At 74.2% G+C, this 24,056-nt stretch carries 19 protein-coding genes; 9 read left to right on the top strand and 10 right to left on the bottom strand.

The window, feature by feature from the left end; genetic code table 11:
* Positions 1 to 8 precede the first annotated feature (8 nt).
* The gene (locus ACVHNB_RS28415) at positions 9 to 3,299 is read left to right on the top strand and encodes an ATP-binding protein (RefSeq protein ID WP_456226202.1); all 3,291 of its coding nucleotides are present in this window, start codon (positions 9 to 11) and stop codon (positions 3,297 to 3,299) included.
* Here the strand turns inward: ACVHNB_RS28415 and ACVHNB_RS28420 are convergent.
* From ACVHNB_RS28420 to ACVHNB_RS28440, 5 genes are all read right to left on the bottom strand, one after another.
* Positions 3,296 to 4,543 (bottom strand): MFS transporter, encoded by a 1,248-nt coding sequence (locus tag ACVHNB_RS28420; protein WP_456226203.1) that lies wholly within the window; start codon positions 4,541 to 4,543, stop codon positions 3,296 to 3,298. The two genes, ACVHNB_RS28415 and ACVHNB_RS28420, sit on opposite strands and share 4 nt — an antisense overlap.
* 4 nt (positions 4,544 to 4,547) lie before the next feature.
* The gene (locus tag ACVHNB_RS28425) at positions 4,548 to 5,969 is read right to left on the bottom strand and encodes a CitMHS family transporter (protein ID WP_456226204.1); all 1,422 of its coding nucleotides are present in this window, start codon (positions 5,967 to 5,969) and stop codon (positions 4,548 to 4,550) included.
* Between the two features lie 136 nt (positions 5,970 to 6,105).
* On the bottom strand, positions 6,106 to 8,310 hold the full coding sequence (locus tag ACVHNB_RS28430; RefSeq protein WP_456226205.1) for a molybdopterin oxidoreductase family protein: 2,205 nt from the start codon (positions 8,308 to 8,310) through the stop codon (positions 6,106 to 6,108).
* A gap of 106 nt (positions 8,311 to 8,416) precedes the next feature.
* Complete coding sequence (locus tag ACVHNB_RS28435; protein WP_456226206.1) at positions 8,417 to 9,025, bottom strand: TetR family transcriptional regulator; 609 nt, start codon at positions 9,023 to 9,025, stop codon at positions 8,417 to 8,419.
* 10 nt (positions 9,026 to 9,035) lie between these two features.
* On the bottom strand, positions 9,036 to 9,569 hold the full coding sequence (locus tag ACVHNB_RS28440) for a hypothetical protein (protein WP_456226207.1): 534 nt from the start codon (positions 9,567 to 9,569) through the stop codon (positions 9,036 to 9,038).
* A gap of 130 nt (positions 9,570 to 9,699) precedes the next feature.
* Here ACVHNB_RS28440 and hmgA point away from each other — a divergent pair, with 130 nt between their 5' ends.
* The 3 genes from hmgA to ACVHNB_RS28455 all read left to right on the top strand — a co-directional run bounded on the left by hmgA (position 9,700) and on the right by ACVHNB_RS28455 (position 13,132).
* Positions 9,700 to 11,022 carry a homogentisate 1,2-dioxygenase gene (gene hmgA / locus ACVHNB_RS28445; protein ID WP_428955694.1) on the top strand — a complete coding sequence of 441 codons (1,323 nt, stop codon included), beginning with the start codon at positions 9,700 to 9,702 and terminating at the stop codon, positions 11,020 to 11,022.
* Positions 11,023 to 11,145: 123 nt separating this feature from the next.
* The gene (locus ACVHNB_RS28450) at positions 11,146 to 11,895 is read left to right on the top strand and encodes a GntR family transcriptional regulator (RefSeq protein WP_456226208.1); all 750 of its coding nucleotides are present in this window, start codon (positions 11,146 to 11,148) and stop codon (positions 11,893 to 11,895) included.
* A 22-nt stretch (positions 11,896 to 11,917) separates the two neighbouring features.
* Positions 11,918 to 13,132, top strand: coding sequence for a type ISP restriction/modification enzyme (locus tag ACVHNB_RS28455; RefSeq protein WP_456226209.1), 1,215 nt, complete (start codon positions 11,918 to 11,920; stop codon positions 13,130 to 13,132).
* Positions 13,133 to 13,180: 48 nt separating this feature from the next.
* Here the strand turns inward: ACVHNB_RS28455 and ACVHNB_RS28460 are convergent, their stop codons facing one another.
* Positions 13,181 to 13,906, bottom strand: a complete 726-nt coding sequence (locus ACVHNB_RS28460) for a TetR/AcrR family transcriptional regulator (RefSeq protein WP_428955691.1) — start codon at positions 13,904 to 13,906, stop codon at positions 13,181 to 13,183.
* 63 nt (positions 13,907 to 13,969) lie between these two features.
* Here ACVHNB_RS28460 and ACVHNB_RS28465 point away from each other — a divergent pair, with 63 nt between their 5' ends.
* Entirely contained in the window at positions 13,970 to 14,941 is a 972-nt protein-coding gene (locus tag ACVHNB_RS28465; protein ID WP_456226210.1) for an ATP-binding cassette domain-containing protein, read from the top strand.
* Positions 14,938 to 15,723: an ABC transporter permease gene (locus tag ACVHNB_RS28470; protein WP_428955689.1), complete on the top strand. Its 786-nt coding sequence runs from the start codon at positions 14,938 to 14,940 to the stop codon at positions 15,721 to 15,723. Before ACVHNB_RS28465 ends, ACVHNB_RS28470 begins: the two co-directional genes overlap by 4 nt.
* Positions 15,724 to 15,739: 16 nt before the next feature.
* On the opposite strand, the gene ACVHNB_RS28475 is transcribed toward ACVHNB_RS28470, so the two are convergent.
* The 4 genes from ACVHNB_RS28475 to ACVHNB_RS28490 all read right to left on the bottom strand — a co-directional run bounded on the left by ACVHNB_RS28475 (position 15,740) and on the right by ACVHNB_RS28490 (position 19,454).
* Positions 15,740 to 17,479, bottom strand: coding sequence for an amidohydrolase (locus tag ACVHNB_RS28475; protein ID WP_456226211.1), 1,740 nt, complete (start codon positions 17,477 to 17,479; stop codon positions 15,740 to 15,742).
* A gap of 278 nt (positions 17,480 to 17,757) precedes the next feature.
* Positions 17,758 to 18,027, bottom strand: a complete 270-nt coding sequence (locus ACVHNB_RS28480) for a hypothetical protein (RefSeq protein ID WP_456226212.1) — start codon at positions 18,025 to 18,027, stop codon at positions 17,758 to 17,760.
* A gap of 159 nt (positions 18,028 to 18,186) precedes the next feature.
* Positions 18,187 to 18,900, bottom strand: a complete 714-nt coding sequence (locus ACVHNB_RS28485) for an anti-sigma factor (protein ID WP_456226213.1) — start codon at positions 18,898 to 18,900, stop codon at positions 18,187 to 18,189.
* A complete protein-coding gene (locus tag ACVHNB_RS28490; RefSeq protein ID WP_428955685.1) occupies positions 18,897 to 19,454 on the bottom strand; it encodes a sigma-70 family RNA polymerase sigma factor in 558 nt (185 codons plus the stop codon). The genes ACVHNB_RS28485 and ACVHNB_RS28490 overlap by 4 nt, the downstream gene beginning before the upstream one ends.
* 181 nt (positions 19,455 to 19,635) lie before the next feature.
* Here ACVHNB_RS28490 and ACVHNB_RS28495 point away from each other — a divergent pair, with 181 nt between their 5' ends.
* The 3 genes from ACVHNB_RS28495 (at position 19,636) to ACVHNB_RS28505 (ending at position 24,042) form a co-directional block, all read left to right on the top strand.
* Positions 19,636 to 21,174, top strand: coding sequence for a DUF4331 domain-containing protein (locus ACVHNB_RS28495; RefSeq protein WP_428955684.1), 1,539 nt, complete (start codon positions 19,636 to 19,638; stop codon positions 21,172 to 21,174).
* An 88-nt stretch (positions 21,175 to 21,262) separates the two neighbouring features.
* Complete coding sequence (locus tag ACVHNB_RS28500) at positions 21,263 to 22,570, top strand: hypothetical protein (protein ID WP_456226214.1); 1,308 nt, start codon at positions 21,263 to 21,265, stop codon at positions 22,568 to 22,570.
* Positions 22,570 to 24,042 carry a nickel transporter gene (locus tag ACVHNB_RS28505; protein ID WP_456226215.1) on the top strand — a complete coding sequence of 491 codons (1,473 nt, stop codon included), beginning with the start codon at positions 22,570 to 22,572 and terminating at the stop codon, positions 24,040 to 24,042. Before ACVHNB_RS28500 ends, ACVHNB_RS28505 begins: the two co-directional genes overlap by 1 nt.
* Positions 24,043 to 24,056 lie beyond the last annotated feature (14 nt).

Below are 24,056 nucleotides of genomic sequence, written 5' to 3' on the forward strand. Positions count from 1 at the left end.
GCGCCCTCATGAACGCGCAGCAGGCAGACAGCACGATTTCGGCCACTCCACTGCTGCGCCTGCACCTTTTCCGCGGTTTCACGGCGACTCGTGACAACGGGCCCGCGCCCGCCGGACGTTGGACCCGGCCCAGCGCCCAGACCCTGGTCAAACTGCTCGCCGTCGTCCCCGACCACCAGCTCCACCGCGAGCAGGCCATGGACATCTGCTGGCCGGACGCCGACCAGCAGTCCGCGACCGGAAGTCTGCGGGTCGCCCTGCACGCCGCGCGCCGCGCCCTCGAACCCGAACTCGCACCGCGCGCCAGCTCCTCGTACCTGATATCCGACGGCGCCCTGCTGCGGCTCGATCCGGCCACCGTGCGGATCGACGCCGACGAGGCCGAGGCGGCGGCGCGGGCCGCGCTCGGCTCCCGCGACGCGGGCGAACTGGCCGCCGCTCTGGAGCTGTTCGCCGGAGAGCTGCTGCCCGAGGACCGGTACGCGACCTGGGCGCAGGCCCGCCGCGAGGAGCTCGTCGCCCTGCGCGCGGAGGTGCTGCTCGCGCTCGCCGCCGCGCACATGACTCAGGGGTCCCACGCCGAGGCGGTCACCGTGGCCGAGCGGATTCTGGCCACCGCTCCCGCCGAGGAGGCCGCCCACCGGATCCTGATGGAGTCGTATCTGCGCCAGGGCCTTCGGCGGCTCGCGGTGCGCCAGTACCACCTGTGCCGGGAGGCGCTCGACGCCGAGCTGGGCGTGCGGCCCGACCCGGAGACCGAGCGGCTGCACCGGCTCGCGCTGACCGACTCCCCCGCGCCCGCCCTGAGCGCACCCGCGCCGCCCGCCCCGCTGCGCGCGCCGACGGAGGGTCCGCTGCGCGGCCGTGACAACGTTCTCCAGCGGCTGCTCACCGCCGACCGGCCGCCGGTCACCCTGCTCACCGGCGAGGCCGGCGTCGGCAAGACCAGCCTCGCCGCGGAGGCCGCCCGGCGGGCCGCCGCGGCCGGGACGGCCGTCCTGTGGGGCGGCGGGCACGACGCCGAAGGACACACGCCGTACGGGGCGTTCGCCGAGGCCCTCGACGGCTGGCTCGCCGAGTGGGACGCCGGGGAGCGGGCCCGGGTGAGCACCGAGTATCCCGAACTGGCGGCGTTCCTGCCGTCGTTGGGGCGCGTCAGGATCGAGGGCGAGCGGTCACCGGAGGAGGAGCGGGACCGGCTGTTCCGGGCGGCGGGCGCGCTGCTCGGTGAACTCGCCGCCACCCGGCCCGTGTTGGTGGTCCTGGACGATCTGCACGCGGCCGACGAGGGCTCGTTCCAGTTGCTGAGCCATCTGGCCCGGCGGGCCGCGGGCGACGGCCCGAACGTGCGGTTCCTGGTGACGTACCGGGACGAGGAGGTGCCCGACGGCGACCCGCGCCGGTCGGCGCTCGCCGCGCTGCGGCGTGCGCGGCTTTCCGTGCGCGAGGACGTGGGGCGGCTCGACCGGGACGCCTGTCTGGCCGTGGCGCGGGACGGCGGCGCCCCGGCGCAGCGGCTCGGCCGGGTCTGGGAACTCTCCCTCGGCAACCCGCTGTTCGCCCTGGAACTCGCCCGGGGCCCCGTCGGCGAGGAAGCGCCCGACGGGGTACGGCAGCTGGTGGGCGAGCGGCTCGGCCGGCTCGGGCGCGGGACCCGGCGGGTCGTGGAGGCGCTGTCCGTCGCGGGCGGCGAGGCCGCGCTGGCCGAGCTCCTCGACGTGGCCGCGCACGGGCTGCGGCCCGCGGTCGACGCGGCGGCCGCCGCCGACGCGATCGAGGACGCCATCGGTGCCGCGCTCGTCGAGGAACGCAAGGTCGTCGTCGCGGGCCGGGCGGAGGCCGGACTCGCCTTCCGGCATCCGCTGGTCCGCCTCACCTGCTACGAGCAGCTGAGCGACGTACGCCGACAGCAGTTGCACGCCGCGTTCGCACGGACGGTGCTGCGTCGCCGGCCCGACGCCGTGGACACGCTCGCCGCGCACTTCGCACGGGCCGACGATCCGCGCGCCGCCGAGTATCTGCGCCGGGCCGCCGAACGGGCCGCCGCCGTGTACGCGAACGACACCGCCGACCGCTACTACCGCGACCTGGTCGCGCGGCTCGACGTGGACGCGGCGCGGGCCCGGCTCGCGCACGCGCAGGTCCTGCGCCGCATGGGCCACTTCGCGCAGGCGGCCGACGTGCTGCGGCGCGCGCTCGCCGAGTTCGTGCGGCGTGGCGACCACGACGACACGGTGCTCGCGGCGGCCCGGCTCGCGGAGACCCTCGTCAAGTCCGAGGACACGGACGCGGCCCATCGGGTCCTTGCCGCGCATCCGCCCACCGCGCACACCGCGCCCGAACCGACGGCCTCCCATCATCTGGCGCGGGCGGTGGTGCTGAGCGTCCAGGGACGGTACGCGGACGGGTACGCGGCGGCCCGGCAGGCACTCGCGCCCACCCTGCGGGTGCCCGGGCTGACCGGCCAGGGGCTCCTGGCGCGCTGCCGCTCCGGGCAGGCAACGAATCTGGCGCTCGCGGGCCGGTTCAACGAGGCGCGTGAGGCCGCCGATCTGGCGCTCGCGCCCGCCCGCGCGTACGGGGACTCGGCGTTGCTCGGCTCGGTGCTGTCCGTGCTGCGGGAGAACGCGCGGCGCAGCGGGCGGCTGCGCGAGGCCGTCGGCACCGGGCTGCGGGCGCTCGACCTCGCGGAGGAGTCGGGCGATCCGACGGCGGCCGCTTTCGAACGGGCCAATCTGGCCGAGCTGCGGCTGCTCCTGGAGGAGTTCGGCGCGGCGCGGGAGCTGGCCGAGGCGGCGGTGTCGGGGGCCGACCCGGACGACTCGTGGTCGCTGCCGTACGCGCTGGCCGCGCTGGCCCGGGTGCGGATGCGGGACGACGCCCCGGAGCGGGCGGCCCCGCTGCTCGACCGGGCCGAGCGGGTGGCCGGCACGCACCGGGACCGGCAGGCCCGTTTCGAAGTGCGCACCGCCCGCGCCGAACTGGCGCTGCTCCAGGGGAATCCCGGGCACGTGGCCGCGCTGTTGCCGGACGACGAGGCCCCGGTCCTCGCGGCGTGGGGGCGGCTCCTCGCCGGGGACCCGGAACGGGGGCGGAGGGTCGCGGCCGCCGAGGTGGACCGGGCCCTGGGCACCGGGGAGCGGCTCGCGGAGGTGGAGGCGCGGGTCGTGCACGCGGTGTCCCTGCCGGGGGTGTCCGGGCGGGCGGCACTCGCCGAGGCGGAGGCTCTGGCGCTGGCCCTGCCGTACCCTGCGGGGCTTCGGCGGGTCGAGCGGGCTCGGGGGCTTCTTCGGGCCTAGGCCCCGTTGCCGGAGGGCGATTCGCCGGCGGGCACGGCTCGGGGGTGGTTGCTCGCGCCGTTCGCCGCGCTCCTTGCGGGGCTGCCCTTGCCGGGGCCCCGGAATCCCAGGGTCGCCGCCAGCAGCAGCAACCCGCCCAGCATCACGAACGGGGCCGCCGTGCCGGCCACGCCCGCGATCAGGCCCGCCGACGCGGGCGCCGCGACCTGGCCGAGGCGGTTGCCGGTCAGGCGCAGGGCCAGGGCCGTGGAGCGGGCGTCCGGTGGGGCCGCCTGGACGACCGTGGTCATCGACAGGGGCTGGCCCACGCCCAGGCAGAAGCCGAGCAGGACCAGCATCACGCCGAGGGCCCACACGGGGACGGGAAGCGCGATGCCCGCGCACAGCAGGGCGGCCAGCAGGCAGGTCGTGGCGATCAGCGCGGACCGGCCGAGCCAGGTGATGAGCGGGGTCATCACCAGACGGCAGGCGATCGTGGCGCCCGCGCGCAGGCTCAGCAGGACGCCGATGACGGACGGCGCGATGCCCCGGTGCTCGCCGACCACCGGCAGGTAGGCGGTGAGGATGTCGGTGGCCGACAGCACGGCGAGGCTGATGAAGATGCCGCCGGGGACGCCGCGGGTGCGCAGGATGCGGTGCACGGGGACGCGCGGCGCCCGTTGCCGCGGGCCCGGACTCGTGGGCGTACGGGGGGATTCGATGCGCCAGAGCGAGGTGAGGGCCACCGCGCACACGCCGGCCGACACCAGCAGCGCCAGCGCGCTCGTGCCCGCCATGTCCGGGCCGCCGATCAGGGCGCCCGCGGCGATCGGGCCGACGAGCTGGCCCAGTGACGCGCCGATCGTGAAGTGGCCGAATTTGCGGTCCTGTTCGTCGGGCCCGGACTGCCGGGCCACGATCGACTGGGCGCCGATGACGAAGCAGAGGTGGCCAAGGCCCATCACGCCGCTCCACGCGGCCATCCAGGCGAGGGAGCCCGCGGTGCCGCTCAGCGCGCAGCCGCCGGCGATCAGCACGACGCCGGCCGGAAGGAGCGGAGCGCAGCGGCCGTGGTCCGTGCGGCGGCCGAGCGGAACCGCCGCGAACAGCGGGAGCAGGGCGTAGACGCCCGCGACGACGCCGACCGCCCGCTCGTCGGCGCCGAGCGCGAGGGCCCGGTAGGAGACGGCGGGCCGCGCCATCGACACCGCCCCCTGCGCGAAGCTGAAGGCGATGACGAGGCGCAGCAGCCAGGTCCGGCTCATCCGGTCACACGATCCCGAACAGCAGGCCCGCGCCGAGGACCGCCAGGGCGGTCAGCGCGGCCCACTTCACGGTGAACTTGGTGTGGTCGCCGAACTCGACCTTGGCCATGCCGACGAGGACGTACACGGCGGGCACCAGCGGGCTCGACATGTGCAGGGGCTGGCCGACGAGGGAGGCGCGGGCGATCTCCAGGGTGGAGACGCCGTGCGCGTTCCCCGCCTCGGCGAGGACCGGCACGATGCCGAAGTAGAAGCCGTCGTTCGACATGAAGTACGTGAACGGGATGGAGAGCACGCCCGTGACCAGGGCCATGTGCGGGCCCATCCAGTCGGGGATGCCGCCGACGACCCACTTCGCCATGTGGTCGACCATGCCGGTGCCCTGCAGGACGCCGGTGAAGACGGCGGCGGCGAAGACCATGCCGGAGACGTTGAGGACGTTCTCGGCGTGCGCGCCGATGCGGGCCTTCTGGTCGGCCATGTGCGGGAAGTTGACGGAGAGGGCGAGCGCGGCGCCGAGCATGAACAGCACCGGGATCGGCAGCCATTCCATGATCATGGCGGTCAGCAGCACGACCGTGAGCAGTGCGTTGAACCAGTACAGCTTCGGGCGCAGGGTGGCGCGGTCCGGGTCGAGGCCGGAGAAGGTCTCGCCGTCCTCGTTCTCGTACGAGGAGGCGGCGTGGTCGCCCCCGCCGGTGGCCGCCCTGCCGCCGCCGGAGCCGCTGCCGCCTCCGGCACCGACCAGGACCTTCTCGTCGGCGGTCTCGGTGACGGTCTCGGCGTCGTCGACCAGGGTGTCCAGCGAGAGATAGCCGAGCCGCTTGCGCTCGCGGCGGCCGAGGAGGTACGCGAGGGCGAGGACGAAGAGCAGGCCGACGCCGAGCGCCGGGATCATCGGTACGAAGATGTCGCTGGCGTCGACCTTGAGGGCGGTGGCGGCGCGGGCCGTCGGGCCGCCCCAGGGCAGGGTGTTCATGACGCCGTTGGCGGTCGCGGCGACGCCGGTCATCACGATGAGGCTCATCTTGAGGCGCTTGTACAGCGGGTACATCGCCGACACGGTGATCATGAAGGTGGTGGAGCCGTCGCCGTCGAGGGAGACGATCGCGGCGAGCACGGCCGTACCGACGACGATGCGCACCGGGTCGGCCTTCGCGAAGCGCAGGATGCCGCGCACGATCGGGTCGAAGAGGCCGACGTCGATCATCACGCCGAAGTAGACGATCGCGAACATCAGCATGGCGGCGGTGGGCGCCAGGTCACCGATGCCGGCGATGACGTAGTCACCGAGGTGCGCCCCCTTGCCCACCAGGACGCAGAACAGCGCCGGGATGAGCACGAGCGCCGCGATCGGCGACACCTTCTTCATCATGATCAGCACCAGGAAGGTGGCGATCATGCCGAATCCGAGGATGGTCAGCATGGAGTGGGTCCCTCACGTTCGCCCTTGAACTGCCGCCCGGGGGTGGCGGTCAGCGAGACGTTAGGGGCCCGTCGATCGCGTTAACAAGATGTTGACGTGTGAGCAATAAGCGCAAAACTCCAGGTCACGGCTTTGCTCAGGGGTGGGCCCTGACGTCGACGGGGATGCCGTTGAGGACGGCGGTGCCGGAGAGCGGGTCGAGGAGGGTGCCGTCGAGGAGCTGGTTGACGTTGACGCCGGGGGTCCGCGCGGCGACGCCGAGGCGGGTGCCGGGCCGGTCGTGGCCCCAGCCGTGCGGCAGGCTGACGACGCCGGGCCGCACCTCGTCGGTGACCTCGACGGGGACGCGGACCTCTCCCCCGGCGGCCACGACGAGCGCGTCGGCTCCGTCGGCGAGGCCGAGCCGGGCCGCGTCGTCGGGATGCAGGTGCAGGGTGCACCGGTTGGTGCCGCCGACGAGGGCGGGGATGTTGTGCATCCAGCTGTTGTTGGAGCGCAGATGGCGCCGCCCGACGAGCACGAGGTCCTCGGCGGGTGCGTGGAGCGCGCGGCGCAGCCGGGGCAGGTCGTCGGCGATCGGTGCGGGGAGCAGTTCGACGCGGCCGCTGCGGGTCCTGAGGTTGCCGGGCAGCCGCGGCCGCAGCGGGCCCAGGTCGACGCCGTGCGGCTGGTCGACGAGCCGCTCCAGGGTGAGGTCGTAGGGGCCGAGGCGGAGCATCATGTCGAGGCGCCGCTCGGCTCCGGTGGCACCGGTCAGCGAGCGGGCGATCTCCTCGGGGTCGGCGCCGTGGACGGGTGAGTGGGGCGTCGTCACGGCCTTGGCGAGGGTGGTGCGGATGACGAGGTCGTCGACGGCGCCGGCCGGCGCCCCGTGCTGCCCGCCGACGGCGAGGATCAGCCGGGCGTGGATCTCGCACTCGTCCGGCCGCCCGGCGTCGAGCGGGATCGCGGCCGGGCTGTACCGGGCCTGGTTGCGCACGGCGAAGGAGTTGAACGCGAAGTCGTAGTGGGGGCTGCGGGACGGCGGGGGCGGCGGCAGGACGACGTGCGCGTGCCGGGAGGTCTCGTTGAGGTAGGGGTCGACGCTGACCATGAAGTCGAGGGAGGCGAGCGCCTTGTCGAGGCGGTCTCCGTCGGGGGCGGAGAGGACCGGGTTGGCGGCGATGGCGACGACGGCCCGCAGGGCGCCCTCGCCGGGGGTGTCGATCTCCTCCGCGAGCGCCGCGAGCGGCAACTCGCCCTTGGCCTCCGGATGCCGGGACACGCGGCTGGTCCAGCGCCCGAGCGTGAAGCCCTTGCCGGGGCCGGCCGTGGGGCGGGGTGCGGGCACGGTGGCGGACAGCGGGAACAGGGCGCCGCCGGGCCGGTCCAGGTTGCCGGTGAGCACGTTCAGGACGTCGACGAGCCAGCTCGCGTGCGTGCCGAAGGCGACGGTGGTGCTGCCGATGCGGCCGTAGACGGCGGCGGTGGGCGCGGCGGCGAGTTCGCGGGCCAGGGTGCGGATGGTGGCGGCGTCCACGTCGCAGCGCGCGGCGACGGCTTCCGGCGTGAACTCCCGCAGGGCGTGGGCGAGTTCGTCGAGCCCTTCGACATGCTCCGCCAGATGGTCCCCTACGTCGACGAGCTTCTCCTCGAAGAGGGTGCGGGCCATCGCGGCCAGCAGCAGGGCGTCCGTGCCGGGCCGGATGGCGACGTGCCGGTCGGCCAGCCTGGCGGTGCGCGTGCGGCGCGGGTCGACCACGGTGACGGTGCCGCCGCGCCTGCGGATCGCGCGGAGCCTGCCGGGGAAGTCGGGGGCGGTGCACAGGCTGCCGTTGGACTCGAAGGGGTTGGCGCCGAGCAGCAGGAGGTGGTCGGTGCGGTCGAGGTCGGGCACGGGGATGGCGTTCGGGTCGCCGAAGAGGAGCCCGCTGGAGACGTGCTTGGGCATCTGGTCGACGGTGGAGGCGGTGAACAGGGCGCGGGTGCGCAGGGTCTTGAGGAGGACGGGCGGGTAGAGGGCGCCGGCCATGGTGTGCACGTTCGGGTTGCCGAGCACGACGCCGACGACGCCCGGCCCGTACTGTTCGACGAGCGGCGCGATCCCGGCCGCCACGGCGTCGAACGCCTCGTCCCAACTGGCTTCCCGCAGCCGTCCGTCGCGGCGCACGAGCGGCCCGGTGAGCCGGTCGGGGTCGCTGTCGACGGCGCCGAAGGAGGCGCCCTTGGGGCAGATGAACCCCTGACTGAAGACGTCGTCGCGGTCCCCGCGGGCGCCGGTGACCCGGCCCTCCTCCACGGTGACGGTGAGCCCGCAGGTGGCTTCGCACAGGGGGCAGATGCGCAGGGCGGTGCGGGGCATGCGGGTCTCCCAGGGCGACGGCGGCGCGGGCGCGTTGAGCATACCGACCGGTATGCATGAAGGGGAGGGGGTCGGCGGAACCGTTCGCCGGGCGGGGCGGCGGGCCTCAGTCCAGCACGCGCGCCAGATAGGCCCGGAGCAGCTCCCGCGTCTCCCCGATGATCGCCTCGTCGCCCGCCGGGTCCGTCCGGAAGGCGAGGCGGACCAGCGCGTCGGCGGACTCCACGGCGACCAGGAAGGTGCGGCGCAGGGCGGCGTCGGGGGTGTGGCCCAGATGAGGGGCGAGGAGGTCGGTGAGGGTGTCGGCGACGTGGTGGTTGGGGTCGGCGTCGGGGTCGCCGACGGGGATCTGGGTGCCGAAGTCGACGAGGGAGAAGCCGGGCGCGGTGCGCTTCATGGCGAGGTACTCGTCGAGGACGGCGTCCATGGCGCCGCGCCAGTCGTCGGCCGGGATGGCCGCGAGCCGTTCGGCGACGCGCTCGGCGTAGCGCTCCAGGTTGCGCTGGGCCAGCGCGTCGACCATGGCGCGCTTGTTGCTGAAGAAGCGGTAGACGGAGCCGATGGGGACGTCGGCGCGGGTCGCGACGGCCCGGGTGCTGAGATCGTCGTAGCCCGCCTCGTCGAGGAGCTCGGCACAGGCGTCGAGGATCCGGCTCAGCCGCTCGGCGCTGCGCTGCTGAACGGGCGTACGCCGCAGGGGCGTCGGGTGGGGCATGGCGGTCAGCCTAGGGCCTTCCGGCGAGGGGCGAGACCTGCGCGGGGGACGTGGTCTCGGCGCCGGAGGCGGTGAGGTCGGCGGTGGCCTCGACCGGTCTGCCGTCGACGGCCCAGACCGTGTGGTCGTCGGCGTAGAGGCGGGCGGTGAGGTGGTGCGTGCCGCGCGTGACGCGGCCGCCGGGCAGCCGGTAGTCGGCGGCGCGGAGCCGGGCGAGGCGCTTGCCGTCGAGATAGAGCTGGACGTAGCCACGGCCGTGCACGGCGTCGGCCGGGGCGTCCTGGGGGCTGAGGCGGAAGTGGCGTACGCGGATCCGGACGTCCCAGCCGCCGGACGGGGCCGCGTCCGGCTGGACGACGATGCCGATCTCCGGTGCGCCCTCCGCGGGGACCTGCCGGTACCGGCGGCCCTGGTCGTCGGTGCGGTCGAGGACCGTGCCGATCCGCCGCGGCCCTTCGCCGTCGTCCCCGCATCCGGCGAGCCCGGCGAGCAGGGCGCACGTCAGGAGGACGGCGACTGCGCGGGCCTGCGGGCGTCTGGGCATGCTCAGGACAGTAGAGGAACCCTCACGTTCGCGGATCCGTCTCGAGGAGGACGCCTTGGGAGGGACCTCTTGCGCGGGGTCCCGCCGAATCCTACGGTTGAGCATAGGAATCAGGGACGAGGGAGCGCTGATGAGCGGGGACGCACGCAAGACGGCCGAGGGTCTGGCCTATCTGTCCGGTTTCGGGAACGAGCACGGCTCGGAAGCGGTGCCGGGCGCCCTGCCCGAGGGGCGGAACTCCCCGCAGCGCGCCCCGCTCGGCCTGTACGCGGAGCAGCTCAGCGGCACCGCCTTCACCGAGCCCCGCGCGCACAACCGCCGCTCCTGGCTGTACCGGATCCGCCCGTCGGCGGCGCACCCGGAGTTCACCCGCGCGGACAACGGCGCGCTGCGCTCCGCCCCGTTCACCGAGACCGTCGCCGACCCGAACCGGCGCCGCTGGAATCCGCTGCCCGCGCCCGCCCCCGGCACGGACTGGCTGGCCGGCCTGTGGACCCTGGGCGGCAACGGCGACGTGACGCAGCGCGCCGGCATGGCCGTGCACCTCTACCACGCCGATTCCTCCATGACGGACCGGGTGTTCAGCGACGCCGACGGGGAACTGCTGATCGTGCCGGAGCACGGCGGACTGCTGCTGCGCACGGAGTTCGGGCTGCTCGCGGCGGAGCCGGGCGAGGTCGCGCTGATCCCGCGCGGGGTGCGCTTCCGGGTCGAGCTCCTCGGCGACACGGCCCGGGGCTACGTCTGCGAGAACTACGGCGCCCCCTTCCGTCTCCCCGACCTCGGCCCGATCGGCGCCAACGGCCTGGCGAACGCGCGGGACTTCAGGGCGCCGACCGCGGCGTACGAAGAGGTCGAGGGCCCGGTCGAGGTCGTCAACAAGTTCTGCGGCAACCTCTGGACGGCCACCTACGACCACTCCCCGCTCGACGTCGTCGCCTGGCACGGCAACCACGTCCCGTACGTGTACGACCTGCGGCGCTTCAACGTCATCGGGACGATCTCCTACGACCACCCGGACCCGTCGATCTTCACGGTGCTCACGTCGCCGTCGGACACCCCCGGACTCGCGGGCGTGGACTTCGTCGTCTTCGCGCCGCGCTGGCTGGTCGGCGAGGACACGTTCCGGCCGCCGTACTTCCACCGGAACGTGATGAGCGAGTACATGGGGCTCATCGAGGGCGCCTACGACGCGAAGACCGCAGGAAAGGGGGGCTTCGTGCCCGGCGGTGGCTCGCTGCACAACATGATGTCGGCGCACGGCCCCGACCGGGAGACGTTCGACAGGGCGAGCGCCGCCGAGCTCGTGCCGCAACGGGTGGACGACGGGTTGGCGTTCATGTTCGAGACACGCTGGCCGATCATGGCCACCGCCCAGGCGGCCGGAGCGGGTCACTTGCAGCGGGCCTACGACGAGGTGTGGCGGGGCCTGGAACGCCATTTCAGGGTGTGACCGGCTCGCTGTGGAAGGCTGCGGCTTCGCCGCAGCCGCCCGCCCGGTGGAAACGGCAGACGAGAAGGCGCCCCCGCCCAGGCCGCCATTGCATCCCAGCCCCGCGACCGATACGGATAGCCCGTGACGTCATTCGCCCCGGACTCGATCGTCCTGAACCGCAAATTGCCGCTCTGGTATCAGGTGTCGCAGTCCCTGCGCGCCTCCATACTCGGCCGGTCACCGCAGGACCCGCTCCGGCTGCCCACCGAGGAGCAACTCGCGGGCCACTACGGGGTGTCCGTCCTCACCATGCGGCAGGCCCTGAAGGAGCTGGAGGACGAGGGGCTGATCACCCGGCACCGGCGCCGCGGCACGTTCATCGAGCCGACGGCCCAGCAGGGCGCGCCGGTGCGCCTGCTGGGCTCCGTCGACGCGATCGTGGCGCAGCAGTCCGGGATGACGACGGAGCTGCTCGGGCACGGCACGTCACCGGTTCCGGTGGCGTACGCCGAGCTGTTCCCCGGGACCGGGTCCGTCGCGACGTACCACCGGCTGCGCAGCGACGAGAAGACCGGCGAGCCCACGAACCACGCCCGCAACTACATCCGGCCCGAGCTGGGCGAGCAGGTCGACGTGGCGGATCTGGCGCGCTGGCCGATGACGAAGGTGCTGCGGGACGTGGTCGGCGTGCGGATCAGCCGGATCACGGACTCGGTGGAGGCGCGCCTCGCGGACCCGGAGACGGCCCGGCTGCTCCAGGTCCCGCTGCTCAGTCCGATCCTGCACTACACGGGCATCACCTACGACGAGGAGGGGAAGGTGCTCGACGTGGCGGTCATCCACTACCGCGGGGACCGCTTCTCGTTCACGGTGACGCTGGACGCCCACTGACCTCGCGCGCGAGGGACGTAGCATGCCGGGCGTGACGAACGACGGGCCGCTCCTCGACACCTTGCCGCTCCCGGACCTCATGCCGTGGTCCGTGGCGCCCCTGCGCCTGGGCCGCGGCTGGCCCGTCGCGCCGGACGCCGCGTCGCTGAAGGCCCGTTGGGACGCGTTCGTGCGCTCCCCCCAGGACCGGCGCGAGGCGCTGCTCGAACCGTCGCGGTCCCGGACCCTGCACACGGCCGCCGCCCAACTGCCCGGTCAGCGCGCGGGGACGGAGCCGCTGGCGCACGCCGAGGGGGCGTGCCCGGAGCCGGTGCGGGTGCTGCACGGGCCGTTCGACGAGCAGTGGCTGATCCCGGACCAGCGGCTGATCGACGCGGCCCGGCCCGAGCTGTGGCGGGTGGCGGACGAGCGGCAGCTGTTCCTCGTGGAGCAGGGGTACGTGCCCGAGGCCGGCGGTCCCGCGGTGCTCGCCTGCGCCGTCCTGCCCGAGGGCCGCTCCCCCGCCGGACGGCCGGGCCGGATCCGCCCGTTGTACCGCCGCCCCGGCGGCGTCGAGCCCAATGTCGCCCCGGGTCTGCTCATGCACCTGTCGGGCACGTACGGCCAAGAGGTGCGCCCCGAGGACCTGTTGGCCTGGGTGCTGGCGGCGGGCGACCGGGACGCCAAGGGGTGCCGGGTGCCGCTGCCGGCCGACCCGGAGGTCTGGGCGCGGGGCGTCGCACTGGGCCGCCGCGCGCTGTGGCTGCACCGGCGCGGCGTGGGCGCCGACCGGCCCAAGCTGCCCGGCGGGCGCCGCCCCTACGTCCGCGCCCCGCTGCCGGCCCGCCCGGCCGAGCTGCTCTACGACCGCGAGGAGGAGGCCCTTCTCGTCGGCGACGGCCGCATCTCGCCGGTCCCGGCCGCGGCCTGGGACTTCCACGTCAGCGGGGTCCGGGTGCTGGAGCAGTGGTTCGCGCGTCGCACCGCGCCGGCCGAGCCCGGCACCCTGGCGGCGGTGCGCCCGGCGACGTGGCCGCAGCCGTGGACGTCGGAGCTGCTCGAACTCGTCGCGGCGCTGGCCCTGCTGGCGCAACTGGGCCCGCTGCAGGACGAGTTGCGGGCCGGCCTGGGGGATCTGATCGGCCCGGACGAGCTGCGGCGGGCGCGCGTCCTGCCGGTGCCGGAGAGCGCACGCCGCCCGGCGTCGGTCCTGGATCTCCCCGAGGAAGGCCCCGGGGGCCAGTTCGCCCTGCTCTGACAGGGGCGCCCGCGAGGGGCACCGCCGCACGGGCGTGCGGCGCCCCGGTCAGCCATCCTCCGTCGGCGGCGCGACGAACCCGTCCAGCGTGCGCCGCAGCGCCCGCTCGAACACCGCCTCCAGATCGATCGGCCCGGCGTCCTCCGCGAAGGCCGCCGCGAGCCGCGGATAGCGCCCGGACGCCACCTGACCGCCCAAGTAGGCGATCCGCACCGCCTGTTCCTGCTCCTCGCTCCACGGCAGTGAACGGGTGCGCTCGGCGGTGGCGATCTCGTTGGCGACGTAGGTCGTCACCACGCTCGTCACGGAGGCGATCAGCTCCAGCTTCGCTCCGTAGGGCCGCTCCAGCGGGTCCAGGCAGGACAGGCAGTACTCCAGGTACCTGAGCGCGTTCGGGCTGAAGCCGTACACCGGCGACATCAGCCGGGGCATCCACGGATGCCGGTGCATCAGCCCTCTGGCCTGCCGGGCCAGGCCCAGAACGTCCTCGCGCCAGTCCCCGGTCGGCTCCGGATACGTGTACTCCGCGCTGACGGCGTCGACCATCAGCTCGTACAGGTCCTCCTTGCGCGGCACGTAGTTGTAGAGCGACATCGTGCCCATGTCGAGCTCGGCGGCGATCTTCCGCATGGAGACCGCGTCGATGCCCTCTGCGTCGGCCACGCGCACGGCCGCGGCCGCGATGTCGGCCCTGCTGTGCGCGGGCCGGGGGCCTCGTCCGGTGCGCTCGGGGCGCGCCCAGATCACCTCGGGTACGGCCGGTCGGACCGCCATTGATCATCACCTCGCGAACCATCCTAGTTACGTACGACGTACGTAGTGCGCTAGGGTGAGGCCATGACTTCTACGTACGCTGTACTTAGTGAAGGTCTGGAGAAGCGCTTCGGCTCAGGCGCCAAAGCCGTGCACGCGGTGCGTGGCCTCGATCTGGCGGTGCGCGAGGGCACGGTGTGCGGTCTGCTCGGGCCGAACGGGGCGGGGAAGACGACCGCGGTCCGGCTGCTCGCCACGCTGCTGCGCCCGGACGCCGGCACCGCGCGTGTCGCGGGGCACGACATCACGCGCGCCCCGGACGCCGTCCGGCGGAGCATCGGGGTCACGGGGCAGTACGCGTCGGTCGACGGGGACCTGACCGGCCGGGAGAACCTGCGCCTGTTCGCCCGGCTGCTGCGCGCGCCCCGGTCCCGGGCCGACGAGCTGATCGAGCGGTTCGCCCTGGCCGACGCCGCCGACCGGCCGGCGCGCACGTACTCCGGCGGTATGCGCCGCCGCCTCGACCTGGCGTCGAGCCTCATCACCCGGCCCACGGTCCTCTTCCTCGACGAGCCGACGACCGGCCTCGACCCGCACAGCAGGAACGCCATCTGGGACGCGGTGCGTGAGCTGGCCCGGGCGGGCACGACCGTGCTGCTGACCACGCAGTACCTGGAGGAGGCCGACCAGCTGGCGGACGAGATCGTGCTGATCGACGAGGGCCGCGCCGCGCACTCGGGCACGCCGGCCGAACTCAAGGCGCAGATCGGGCACTACGCGGAGGTCGTCGTCCCGGACGACGCGGGCGAGCAGGCGCTGCACGCCGCCGCCGTGGTCCTCGACCAGCTCACCGGAGCGCGGCCCGAGCTGGACGCCGAGCGGCGCACGGTCGGTGCGGTCGTCCTCGACCCGGCCGTCACGCTCCCCCGTGTCGTCCGTGAACTCGACGCGTCCGGCGTCCCGTTGACGGACGTCACCCTGCGCCCGCCGACGCTGGACGAGGTGTTCCTGCGCCTGACCCGCACCCACCACAAGAGCCGGGAGGTCGCCGCATGAGCACCGCGATCCTGTACGACGGCACGGCGATGCTGGGCCGCCATCTCCAGCGGGTCCGGCACGCCCCGGCGATCCTGATCATGACGCAGACGATGCCGATCGTGTTCCTGCTGTTCTTCGGGTACGTCTTCGGCAGCGCGCTGGCCATGCCGGGCGCCGACTACCGGGCCTTCCTGGTGCCGGGCATGCTGGTGGCGACGGCGGCCAACGGCATCATGACCGGCATGTTCACGGCCGCGCAGGACTCGCACCGCGGCGTGATGGACCGGTTCCGCACGCTGCCGATGAGCCGGGCAGCGGTGCCGCTCGGGCAGGCCGTCGCCGATCTCCTGACGACCGCGGTGGGGCTGGTGCCGCTGGTGCTCGTCGGCCTCGCGATGGGGTGGCGGATCGAGGGCGGGGTGCCGGACGCGCTGGCCGCGTTCGGGCTGCTCCTGCTCTTCCGGTTCGCGACGACCTGGGTGGGGATCCTGCTCGGCCTCGCGTCGCAGAGCGAGGAGGCGGCGGGCCAGTTGGGCAGCGCGACGTTCATGCTGCCGCTGCTGTCGAACGCGTACATCCCGACCGACGGGATGCCCGGCTGGGTGCGCACGCTGGCCGAGTGGAACCCGATCAGCGCCGTGTGCACGGCGGTGCGCGATCTGTTCGGCAACGCACCGGTGCCGCACGGTGCCTCGTGGCCGGTGACGCACCCGGTGGCCGGTTCGCTCGCCTGGTGCGCGGTGCTGCTCGCGCTGTGCGTGCCGCTCGCCGTCCGCCGCTACGCACGCGGCGAACGGTGAGCGGGACATCGGCCCCTCAGGTCTGGGGCGCCAGTTCCGGCCCCAGCGAGGAGAACTTCTCCTTCGACACGACCCGCTGCGGCGGCCAGGTGATGTTGTTCGGGGGCCACTTCTGCCCGGTCTTCTTCAGGAACCAGGCCGGCGGTTCGTACATGGGCGGCTCGTAGCCCTCCGGCAGCGCCGTCTTCCACTCGACGCCCTTGGTGCGCTCCTTGAACTCGTCCTTGACGGCCTTGAGCCGGGCGGGCTGGGTGATCAGGTCCATCGCCGTCGCCGCCAGGTACTTGGCGGCGGCCACGACCGCCGCCTGGCCCGGGGCGGCCGCGGCGCAGGACGCGGTGGACCAGGTGTGCATCTTGGTGCCGATCGGGGCGAGCGCCGCGCCCATCGACACGGTCGGCACGTTCCAGCTGATGTCGGCGACATCGGTCGAACCGCCGCCGAGGAAGGCCGGGTTGGGCGGGGTGAGGTCGCCGATCTTGGCGTGCATGCCCTGCTGCGGCAGGCCGAGCGACTCCTGCAGCTCCTTGGCCAGCGTGTGCGCCTCGTCCGGGAATGCGGGCGGTCCGATCTGCCGCATGTTCTCGTGCAGCAGTTCGGCGAAGGACTTGGACGGCAGCTGGTTCCAGCACGCGGAGGTGATCCGGTGCTGCACCTTGGTCTGCGAGGCCTTGGCGGCGGCCTCGGCGACGGCGACGACCTTGTCCAGCAGGACCTGGACGCGGGCCGGGCTGCCCTCGCGGACGTAGTAGGAGATCTCCGCGATCTCCGGGGTCACGTTCGGGATGTCGCCGCCGTTGTTGATGACCCAGTGCAGGCGGCCCGACGGCGCGAGGTTCTCCTCGCGCAGGAACTCCGACATCGTCGCCATCATCACGGCCGCGTCGAGCGCCGACTTGTTGCCGAGCGGGGTGCCGCCGTGGCCCGCGACACCGAGGAAGGTGAAGGTCACGGCGGTCATGGCGGTCGTCGTGCCCCAGCCCGTGGCGTTGGCCGTGGAGGGGTGCCAGTCGAGGAACGCGTCGAGCCCCTTGTACACGCCCCGGCTGACCGCGTACGTCTTGCCGATCAGGGTCTCCTCGGCCGTGGAGCCGAAGAACTTCACGGTGACCGGCAGCTTGTGCTTCTTGGCCGCCTGGGCGACGGCGGCGGCCGCGGCGGCCGCCGCCGTGCCGAGCGCGCTGTGCCCGCAGCCGTGCCCCGGACCGTAGCCGGGGGCGAAGGGGTCGTGGACGTACTCGCGCGGATCGTGGTGCCCGACGCCCTTGTTCTGGGAGAGGCCGGGCAGCGCGTCGTACTCGCCGCTGAAGCCGAGGACCGGTCCGCCGCTGCCGTACGAGAAGGTCGCGGTGAACGCCGTCGGGAAGCCGGCCGTCCCGAACCGCACGTCGAATCCGGCCCGTTCGAGGAACTGCGCCTCGGCGATCGACGACTTCCACTCGCGCAGCGACAGCTCCGCGTTCTCCCAGATCTCGGCATTCAGTCCGGTGATGCGGGAGGTGTTCGAGGTGATCCAGGCGAGGGCGGCGGCCTTGCCCGGGCTGTCCTCGGCGAGACCTTCGGGCGCCCGGTACGCGGCGGGGGCCTCGTCCGCGCTCTCGGACGCCGCGGCCATCGCGGGGTCGGCCTCGGCGGTCATGGCGGCGGCGGTCACTCCGGCCGCGCCGAGCAGCTGCATGATGCGGCGCCGGCTGAGCTGTGGGCCCGACGCCATCAGCGCCGTGTTGTGCTCGTGCTGGTCGTGCAGGTCACACACGCGCACCTCCGGGGGTGAGGTTGGTGTAGCTGTATCGGCCATCGACGATCAGGCGACACACTGGACCCCAGAAGTTGCTCCGTCAACATCCTTGCATGACAGGGGTGTTACGGCGATCACGCGAGCCCCGCACGGAACCGGAAAGGCCCGCACCCGACTCCCCCGCCGGGACGCCCGCCGCATGCCGTGGGGATGACGGTCGCGAAGATGCGCAGCGGTACGCCGGACGGCGCGGAGGTCGGATACGGGCCTGAGCCCTTGCTGGACGGGCGGCCGGTCTAGTGGCCGCCGAACAGCGAGCGGCGCAGCCGTCGCAGAGGTGCGAACAGCGAGACCCGCCGCACGCGTGCGCCCCTGCCGCTGCGCTCGTGCGCGGCGTCACGCGCGGTCAGCTCACGCATCAGTGTCGTCGCCTCGACCGTCTCGCGCTGCGGGACGGCAGGGCCGCCGAGCACCGAGAGATGGCGGTCGAGCCGCGAACTGGTCGCGCTGCTCCCGCAGGTGATCGCAGGCACACGAGGCCTGCTGCGCACTGTTATCTGTTCCATGTCACTCCCCACCCGTACGAGGGCACCCGGCCCGGGCAGGTTAACCCTATCGCCCCAGCGCGACACTCGTGTATCCCGGTCCGGGGATTCACGTACCCCGTAGGGAGGTTGACGTACCCCTGATGGTTACTCTCCGAATCCAACTGATTCCAGGGCGAGTTAGACAAGCGGGGCACTTGTGGGGCGCGCGGAGCCGCCGTCCGGCTCGGTCGTGACAGCGAGTGAGGAAGCCGTCGAGGTCAAGCCGGAGGCGACCATGGGCGTGTCGGGGCCCTGGTCGGGCAGCACGGCGAGGGAACGCGGCGGTGCCGAGGCGGACATCAGCCAGAGCTGGTGGTCGCTGCCGCGCGGCGGGGCGGGGAGATCCGTGACGGTGATCACGGCGCTGCGGCGCTCGGCCGAGGCGACGACGGACAGCCCGTCGGCGCGCGCCGCGCGGGCGTCCGGCGCGGCGAGAACGTGGGCGATCTCACGTGCCGCGGACCGCTCCGCGTCGAGCCTGTCCTGAGTGCGGGTCAGTTCGGCCCCGAGCAGCGCCGCCGCGACGAGCGCGAGCACGGCGGCGCCCGCGGCGAGCGGCACGAGGAGGGCGCGGCGCGGCCGGGCCACCGGGGCCGACCGTGCGGGGGCCGGTTCCTGTTCCAGGACGCGTGCGGCGGCCAGGACGCGGTCGCGCAGGCCGGGCGGGGCCGGGGCCGCACTCGCGCGGGCGAGCCGCAGGGCGCCGGCGGCGTGCTCCCGCACCTCGGCGGAGCAGGGCTCGCAGCGGGCCAGATGCCGTTCGAAGCGGGCGAGTTCGCGCGGGGCGAGCGCGTCGAGGGCGTACGGGGCCGCCAGTGAGTGGAGGCCACGCGGCCGGAAGGGGCGGCTCACGCCGCGGCCCCTTCCAGGCAGGCGCGCAGGCGCAGCAGCCCGTCGCGCATCCGGGTCTTGACGGTGCCGAGCGGCACGGACAGACGGCGGGCGACCTCGGTGTAGGTGTAGCCGTCGTAGTAGGCGAGGGTGACGGCCTGGCGCTGGAGGTCGGTGAGGCGGCCGAGGCAGCGGCGCACCCAGTCCCGCTCGAGGCGGCTCTCGACCTCCTCGGCGACCTGGTCGAAGGCGGGGGTGTCCGCGCGTCGGGCGACGCGCTGCTCGCGCTCCCCCGCGGCGCGCACGCTGCGCACCCGGTCGACGGCCCTGCGGTGGGCGAGCGTGAGGACCCAGGAGAGGGCGGCGCCGCGGGCGGGGTCGTAGCGGCCGGCGGTGCGCCACAGTTCGAGGAGCACCTCCTGCGTCACCTCCTCGGACTGCGCGGGGTCGCGCAGCACCCGCCGTACGAGCCCGAACACGGGGCCCGACACCTTCTCGTACAGCTCCTCGAAGGCGCGGTGGTCGCCGCGTCCGACCCGGACGAGCAGTTCGTCGGTGGTGTCCACCCCGTCCATGCGGTCCCCCATCGTTCCCGTCCGCGCACACAGTCTGCCGCCGGAGGTGGTTCGGAGGCAGGGGTACGGGCGGATGGGTGCGGCTCGCCGGAATCCCGGACCAATCCGTCGCGCCCCCGGTCCCGAATGGCCGTCGAGAGGCTCGCGCGGTGCGGGCGCCGAGTACGGAGGATCGGACGCGATGAAGTCAACTACCGCGAATCGCCGGGGAGTTCGTTCCCTGGCCGCGCTCGTCACCGGCGCCCTGGCCGCAGGGGGGCTGGCGGCCGCCGGGTCGACCGCACTGCGGCCCGGGACGGCCCACGCCTCCAGTCACCGGGAGGCCCCGTTGATCTCGGGGGACCCGCAGCACGACAACACGGACGTGTACGCGTTCGTCAGCCCCGACAGGCCGGACACGACGACGCTCGTCGCGAACTGGCTGCCGTTCGAGGAACCCGCGGGCGGACCGAACTTCTATCCGTTCGCCGAGGAGTCCCAGCACGACATCCACATCGACAGCGACGGCGACGGGCAGGGCGATCTGATCTACCGCTGGACGTTCGACACCCGGACGAAGAACGGCGACACGTTCCTCTACAACACGGGCCCGGTCACCGGCCTCGACGACCCGGACCTCAACGTCACGCAGACCTACGCCATCGACCTCCTGAAGCTCAAGGACCAGAAGGTGGTGTCCACTTCGAGGGTCGCGCACGACGTGCCGGTCGCGCCGTCGAACGTGGGCAAGGCCTCGATGCCGGACTACAAGACGCTGCGCGACCAGGCGATACGCCCGGTCAAGGGCGGCGGCACCGCGTTCGCCGGGCAGGCCGACGACCCCTTCTTCCTCGACCTGCGGGTGTTCGACCTGCTCTACGGCGGCAATCTGTCGGAGGTCGGCCGCGACACCCTCGCCGGCTACAACGTCAACACGATCGCGCTCCAGGTCCCGACGGCGTCCCTGCGGCAGTCGGCGCGGCAGCCGGTCATCGGCGTCTGGTCGACGACCCAGCGCAAGAACGCGAAGGGCGGCTGGACCCAGGTGTCCCGGCTCGGCTCGCCGCTGGTCAACGAGCTGGTGATCCCGCAGAAGGACAAGGACGAGTTCAACGCCTCGCACCCGTGGAACGACGCGGACTTCCTGCCCTACGTCACCAAGCCCGAGCTGCCGAGGCTCCTGGAGTCCGTCTACAAGCTGAAGGCCCCGGCCGAGCCCCGCGACGACCTGGTGTCGGTGTTCCTCACCGGCGTGAAGGGCCTGACGCAGCCGCCGGGCGTGCGGCCCGCCGAGATGCTCCGGCTCAACACATCTGTCGAACCGGCGAGTTCGCCCAAGCGGCTCGGTGTGCTCGACGGGGACAACGCAGGGTTCCCGAACGGGCGCCGGCTCACCGACGACGTCGTCGACATCGAACTGCAGGCCGTCGAGGGCGAACTCCTCGGGAACAAGAACGACCTGGGCGACGCGGTGAACACCAACGACCGGAAGTTCGGCGACTCCTTCCCGTACGTGGCACTGCCCGCATCCGGGTCGCGCGGCCCGCTGGCCACGCGGCGCAGCGGCGACGAGACGGGCCGCAGCGCCCTCAACGGCGGTGCCCTGAGCGGGACTTCGACGTCCGACGACGACGGCACCCTGGTGCTCGCGTCGGCCGCGGCCGGGGTCGCGGGCGTGCTGCTCGTCGGGCTCGGGCTCGCGTGGTGGCGGGCACGGGGGCGGCGGCGCACCGCCGGCTGACCCCTCCACATACGGCGCGGTCCGTGTGAGGTCCCCCCGCGGGCCGCGTCTTCCCCTCCTTCGCGGATCACACAGAAAGGCTCGGTCCATGGCTCCGCGCTTGTCAGGACGCACCGCCGTCGCCGCGTGCGCGCTGGCGCTCGCGCTCACCGGGGGCGCGGTGGCGATCGGCGGGAGCGGCGGACAGCCCTCCGCGCCCGCCGCCGTCGCGCCCGCCGCACCGCTGCCGGGCCTCGGCACCGGCGGACTCGACGAGGGCGTGCGCGCGTTGCAGGCCCGGCTGCGCTCCCAGCCCCGGGACTTCGCCGGATGGGCGGCCCTGGGCACGGCGTACGTCGAACAGGCCCGCACCCAGGGCGACCCGTCGCGGTACGCGGAGGCGGACCGGGCCCTGGCCCGCTCCCTGAAGCTGCGCCGCGACGACAACGACGCCGCCCTCGCCGGACGCGCCGCCCTCGCCGCGGCCCGGCACGACTTCCAGGGGGCGCTGCGCGAGTCCCGCCGGGCGCTCGCCGTGAATCCGTACGGCGAGCGCGCCCTGTCCACCCGGATCGACGCGCTCGTCGAGCTGGGCCGGTACGCGGAGGCGGAGCATGCCGCGGACGAGGCGGACGCGCGGCGGCCCGGGGTCCCCGTCCTCACCCGCTTCTCCTACGTACGCGAACTGCGCGGCGACGTGGCCGGGGCGCGGCGCGCGCTGGAGCGGGCCCTCGCCGGGGCGACGGCGCCCGGCGATGTCGCGTACGTCGCGACCTCCCTGGGTCAGCTCGCCTGGCGCCAGGGCGACACCGGCACGGCGCTGCGCCGGTGCGGTCGGGCCTTGCGCGCGGACCCGGGGTACGTGGCGGCGCTGGAGTGCCGGGCGCGGGCACGGGCCGGGCGGGGTGACACGGCCGGCGCGGTGCGGGACCTGCGGGACGTGGTGGCGCGGTACCCGCTGCCGGGCCCGCTGGTCGCGCTCGGCGAACTGTACGAGGCGCGGGGCGAGAGGTCGTCGGCCCGGGAGCAGTACGCGCTGGTGTCGGCGTGGACCGGGCTGGCCCGGGCCAACGGCGTGGACGTCGACCTCGACACGGCGCTCGCCGCGGCGGACCACGGGGACCGGGCCGCCGCGCTGCGGGCCGCGCGGGCCGAGTGGGACCGGCGGCACACCGTGCACACGGCGGACGCGCTGGCGTGGGCGCTGCATGTGAACGGGCGGGACGGCGAGGCCCTGCGCTACGCCCGCATCGCCACGCGGACCGGGTTCCGCGAGGCGTCCTTCTTCTACCACCGCGGCGTGGTCGCGCGCGGTGCGGAGCGGCGGGAGTGGCTGGGCCGTGCGGTGCGGCTGAACCCCGGGTTCTCGCCGGTGGGGGCCGTCGAGGCGCGTCGTCTGCTGCGGGGTGCGTCGTGATGTCGTCGCTCCCGCCTGGGGGCCGAAGGAGGCGTCCGCCGGGGTGGGCCGCCCTCACCCTCGTCGCCGCCCTCACCCTCCTCCTGCTGCTCCCCGCCGCCCCCGAGGCGCACGCCCACCCCCTCGGGAACTTCACCACCAATACGTACGACGGCCTCGTCACGGCCCCCGGCCGGCTCCGCGTCAGCCACGTCGAGGACCTCGCCGAGATCCCCGCGACGCAGACCGGACCGGCCATCGAGCGCTCGGGAACGGCGAGTTGGGCCCGGGAGCGGTGTCTGGCCGCGGTCCGGGACACCCGCCTCCGCGTCGACGGCAGCGGCACGCCCGTCGCGCTGCGCTCCAGCCGCGCCACGTACCGCCCCGGCCAGGCCGGCCTGCGCACCCTCCGCGTGGAGTGCGAGGCGACCGCCCCGCTGCCCCGGGACCGGGACGCCACGGCCGTCTCCTTCCGGGCGCCGCCGCGGCCGGGTCCCGGCTGGCACGAGATCACCGCCCGCGGCGACCGCACCACCCTCAGCCGCAGCGACGTCCCCCGCGTCTCCGTCTCGCAGCGCCTCACCCGCTACCCGCGGGACCTGCTGAACTCGCCGCCGCGGACCACCGCGGCCGCGCTGCGCGTCACCCCCGGTGGACCGGCACTGCGCGACGGCGGACCGGACGGGCCCGCGGCGACGAGCGTGCTGCCGCGCGGCGCCGACCGGTGGACGAGCGCGCTGACCGGGCTCGTCGCCCGGCACGACCTCACTCCGGGGTTCGCCGCGCTCGCGCTGGCCGCCGCCCTCGTGCTGGGCGCCCTGCACGCGCTGGCACCGGGCCACGGCAAGACCCTGATGGCGGCGACGGCGGCCGCCCGCGGCCGGGCCCGGCCGCGCGACGTCCTCCCGCTGGCCGCCTCGGTCACGGTGACGCACACCCTCGGCGTGGTCGCCCTCGGCGCCCTGGTCGTCGGCGGCTCGGCGGCGGCGCCGTCCGTCGTGGCCTGGCTCGGTGTGGCCAGCGGCGTCCTGGTGTCGGCGGCGGGCGTGACGCTCGTCCGCAGGGCCTGGCGCAACAGGAGCCGTCCGCACGGCCCTTCACACCCGCACGGTCACCACCATGACCATGATCACGGCCATGCGCACCACCACCCCTCGGGGCCCGGCCTGCGCGGCGCGCTCTTCCTCGGCTTCGCCGGTGGCCTCGTCCCCAGCCCGTCCGCCGTCGTCGTACTGGTCGGCGCCGCCGCGCTGGGGCAGGCCTGGTTCGGGCTGCTGCTCGTGGTCGCGTACGGGGCCGGGCTCGCGGTCACGCTGACCGCGGCCGGGTTCGTCGTCGTGCGGGCGGGGGCGTTCGCGGCCCGCAGGATCGCCGGGACCCGCACACGCACCCGTCGGGCGGCGCAGCGCCTCGTGCCCTTCGGCTCGGCGTGTGTCGTCCTCGCCCTCGGGTGCGGATTGGTCTTCAAGGGGGCTGCAACGGCGCTCGGTTGAGCTACTTTTGTTCA

The sequence above is a fragment of the Streptomyces sp. YJ-C3 genome (assembly GCF_053891275.1).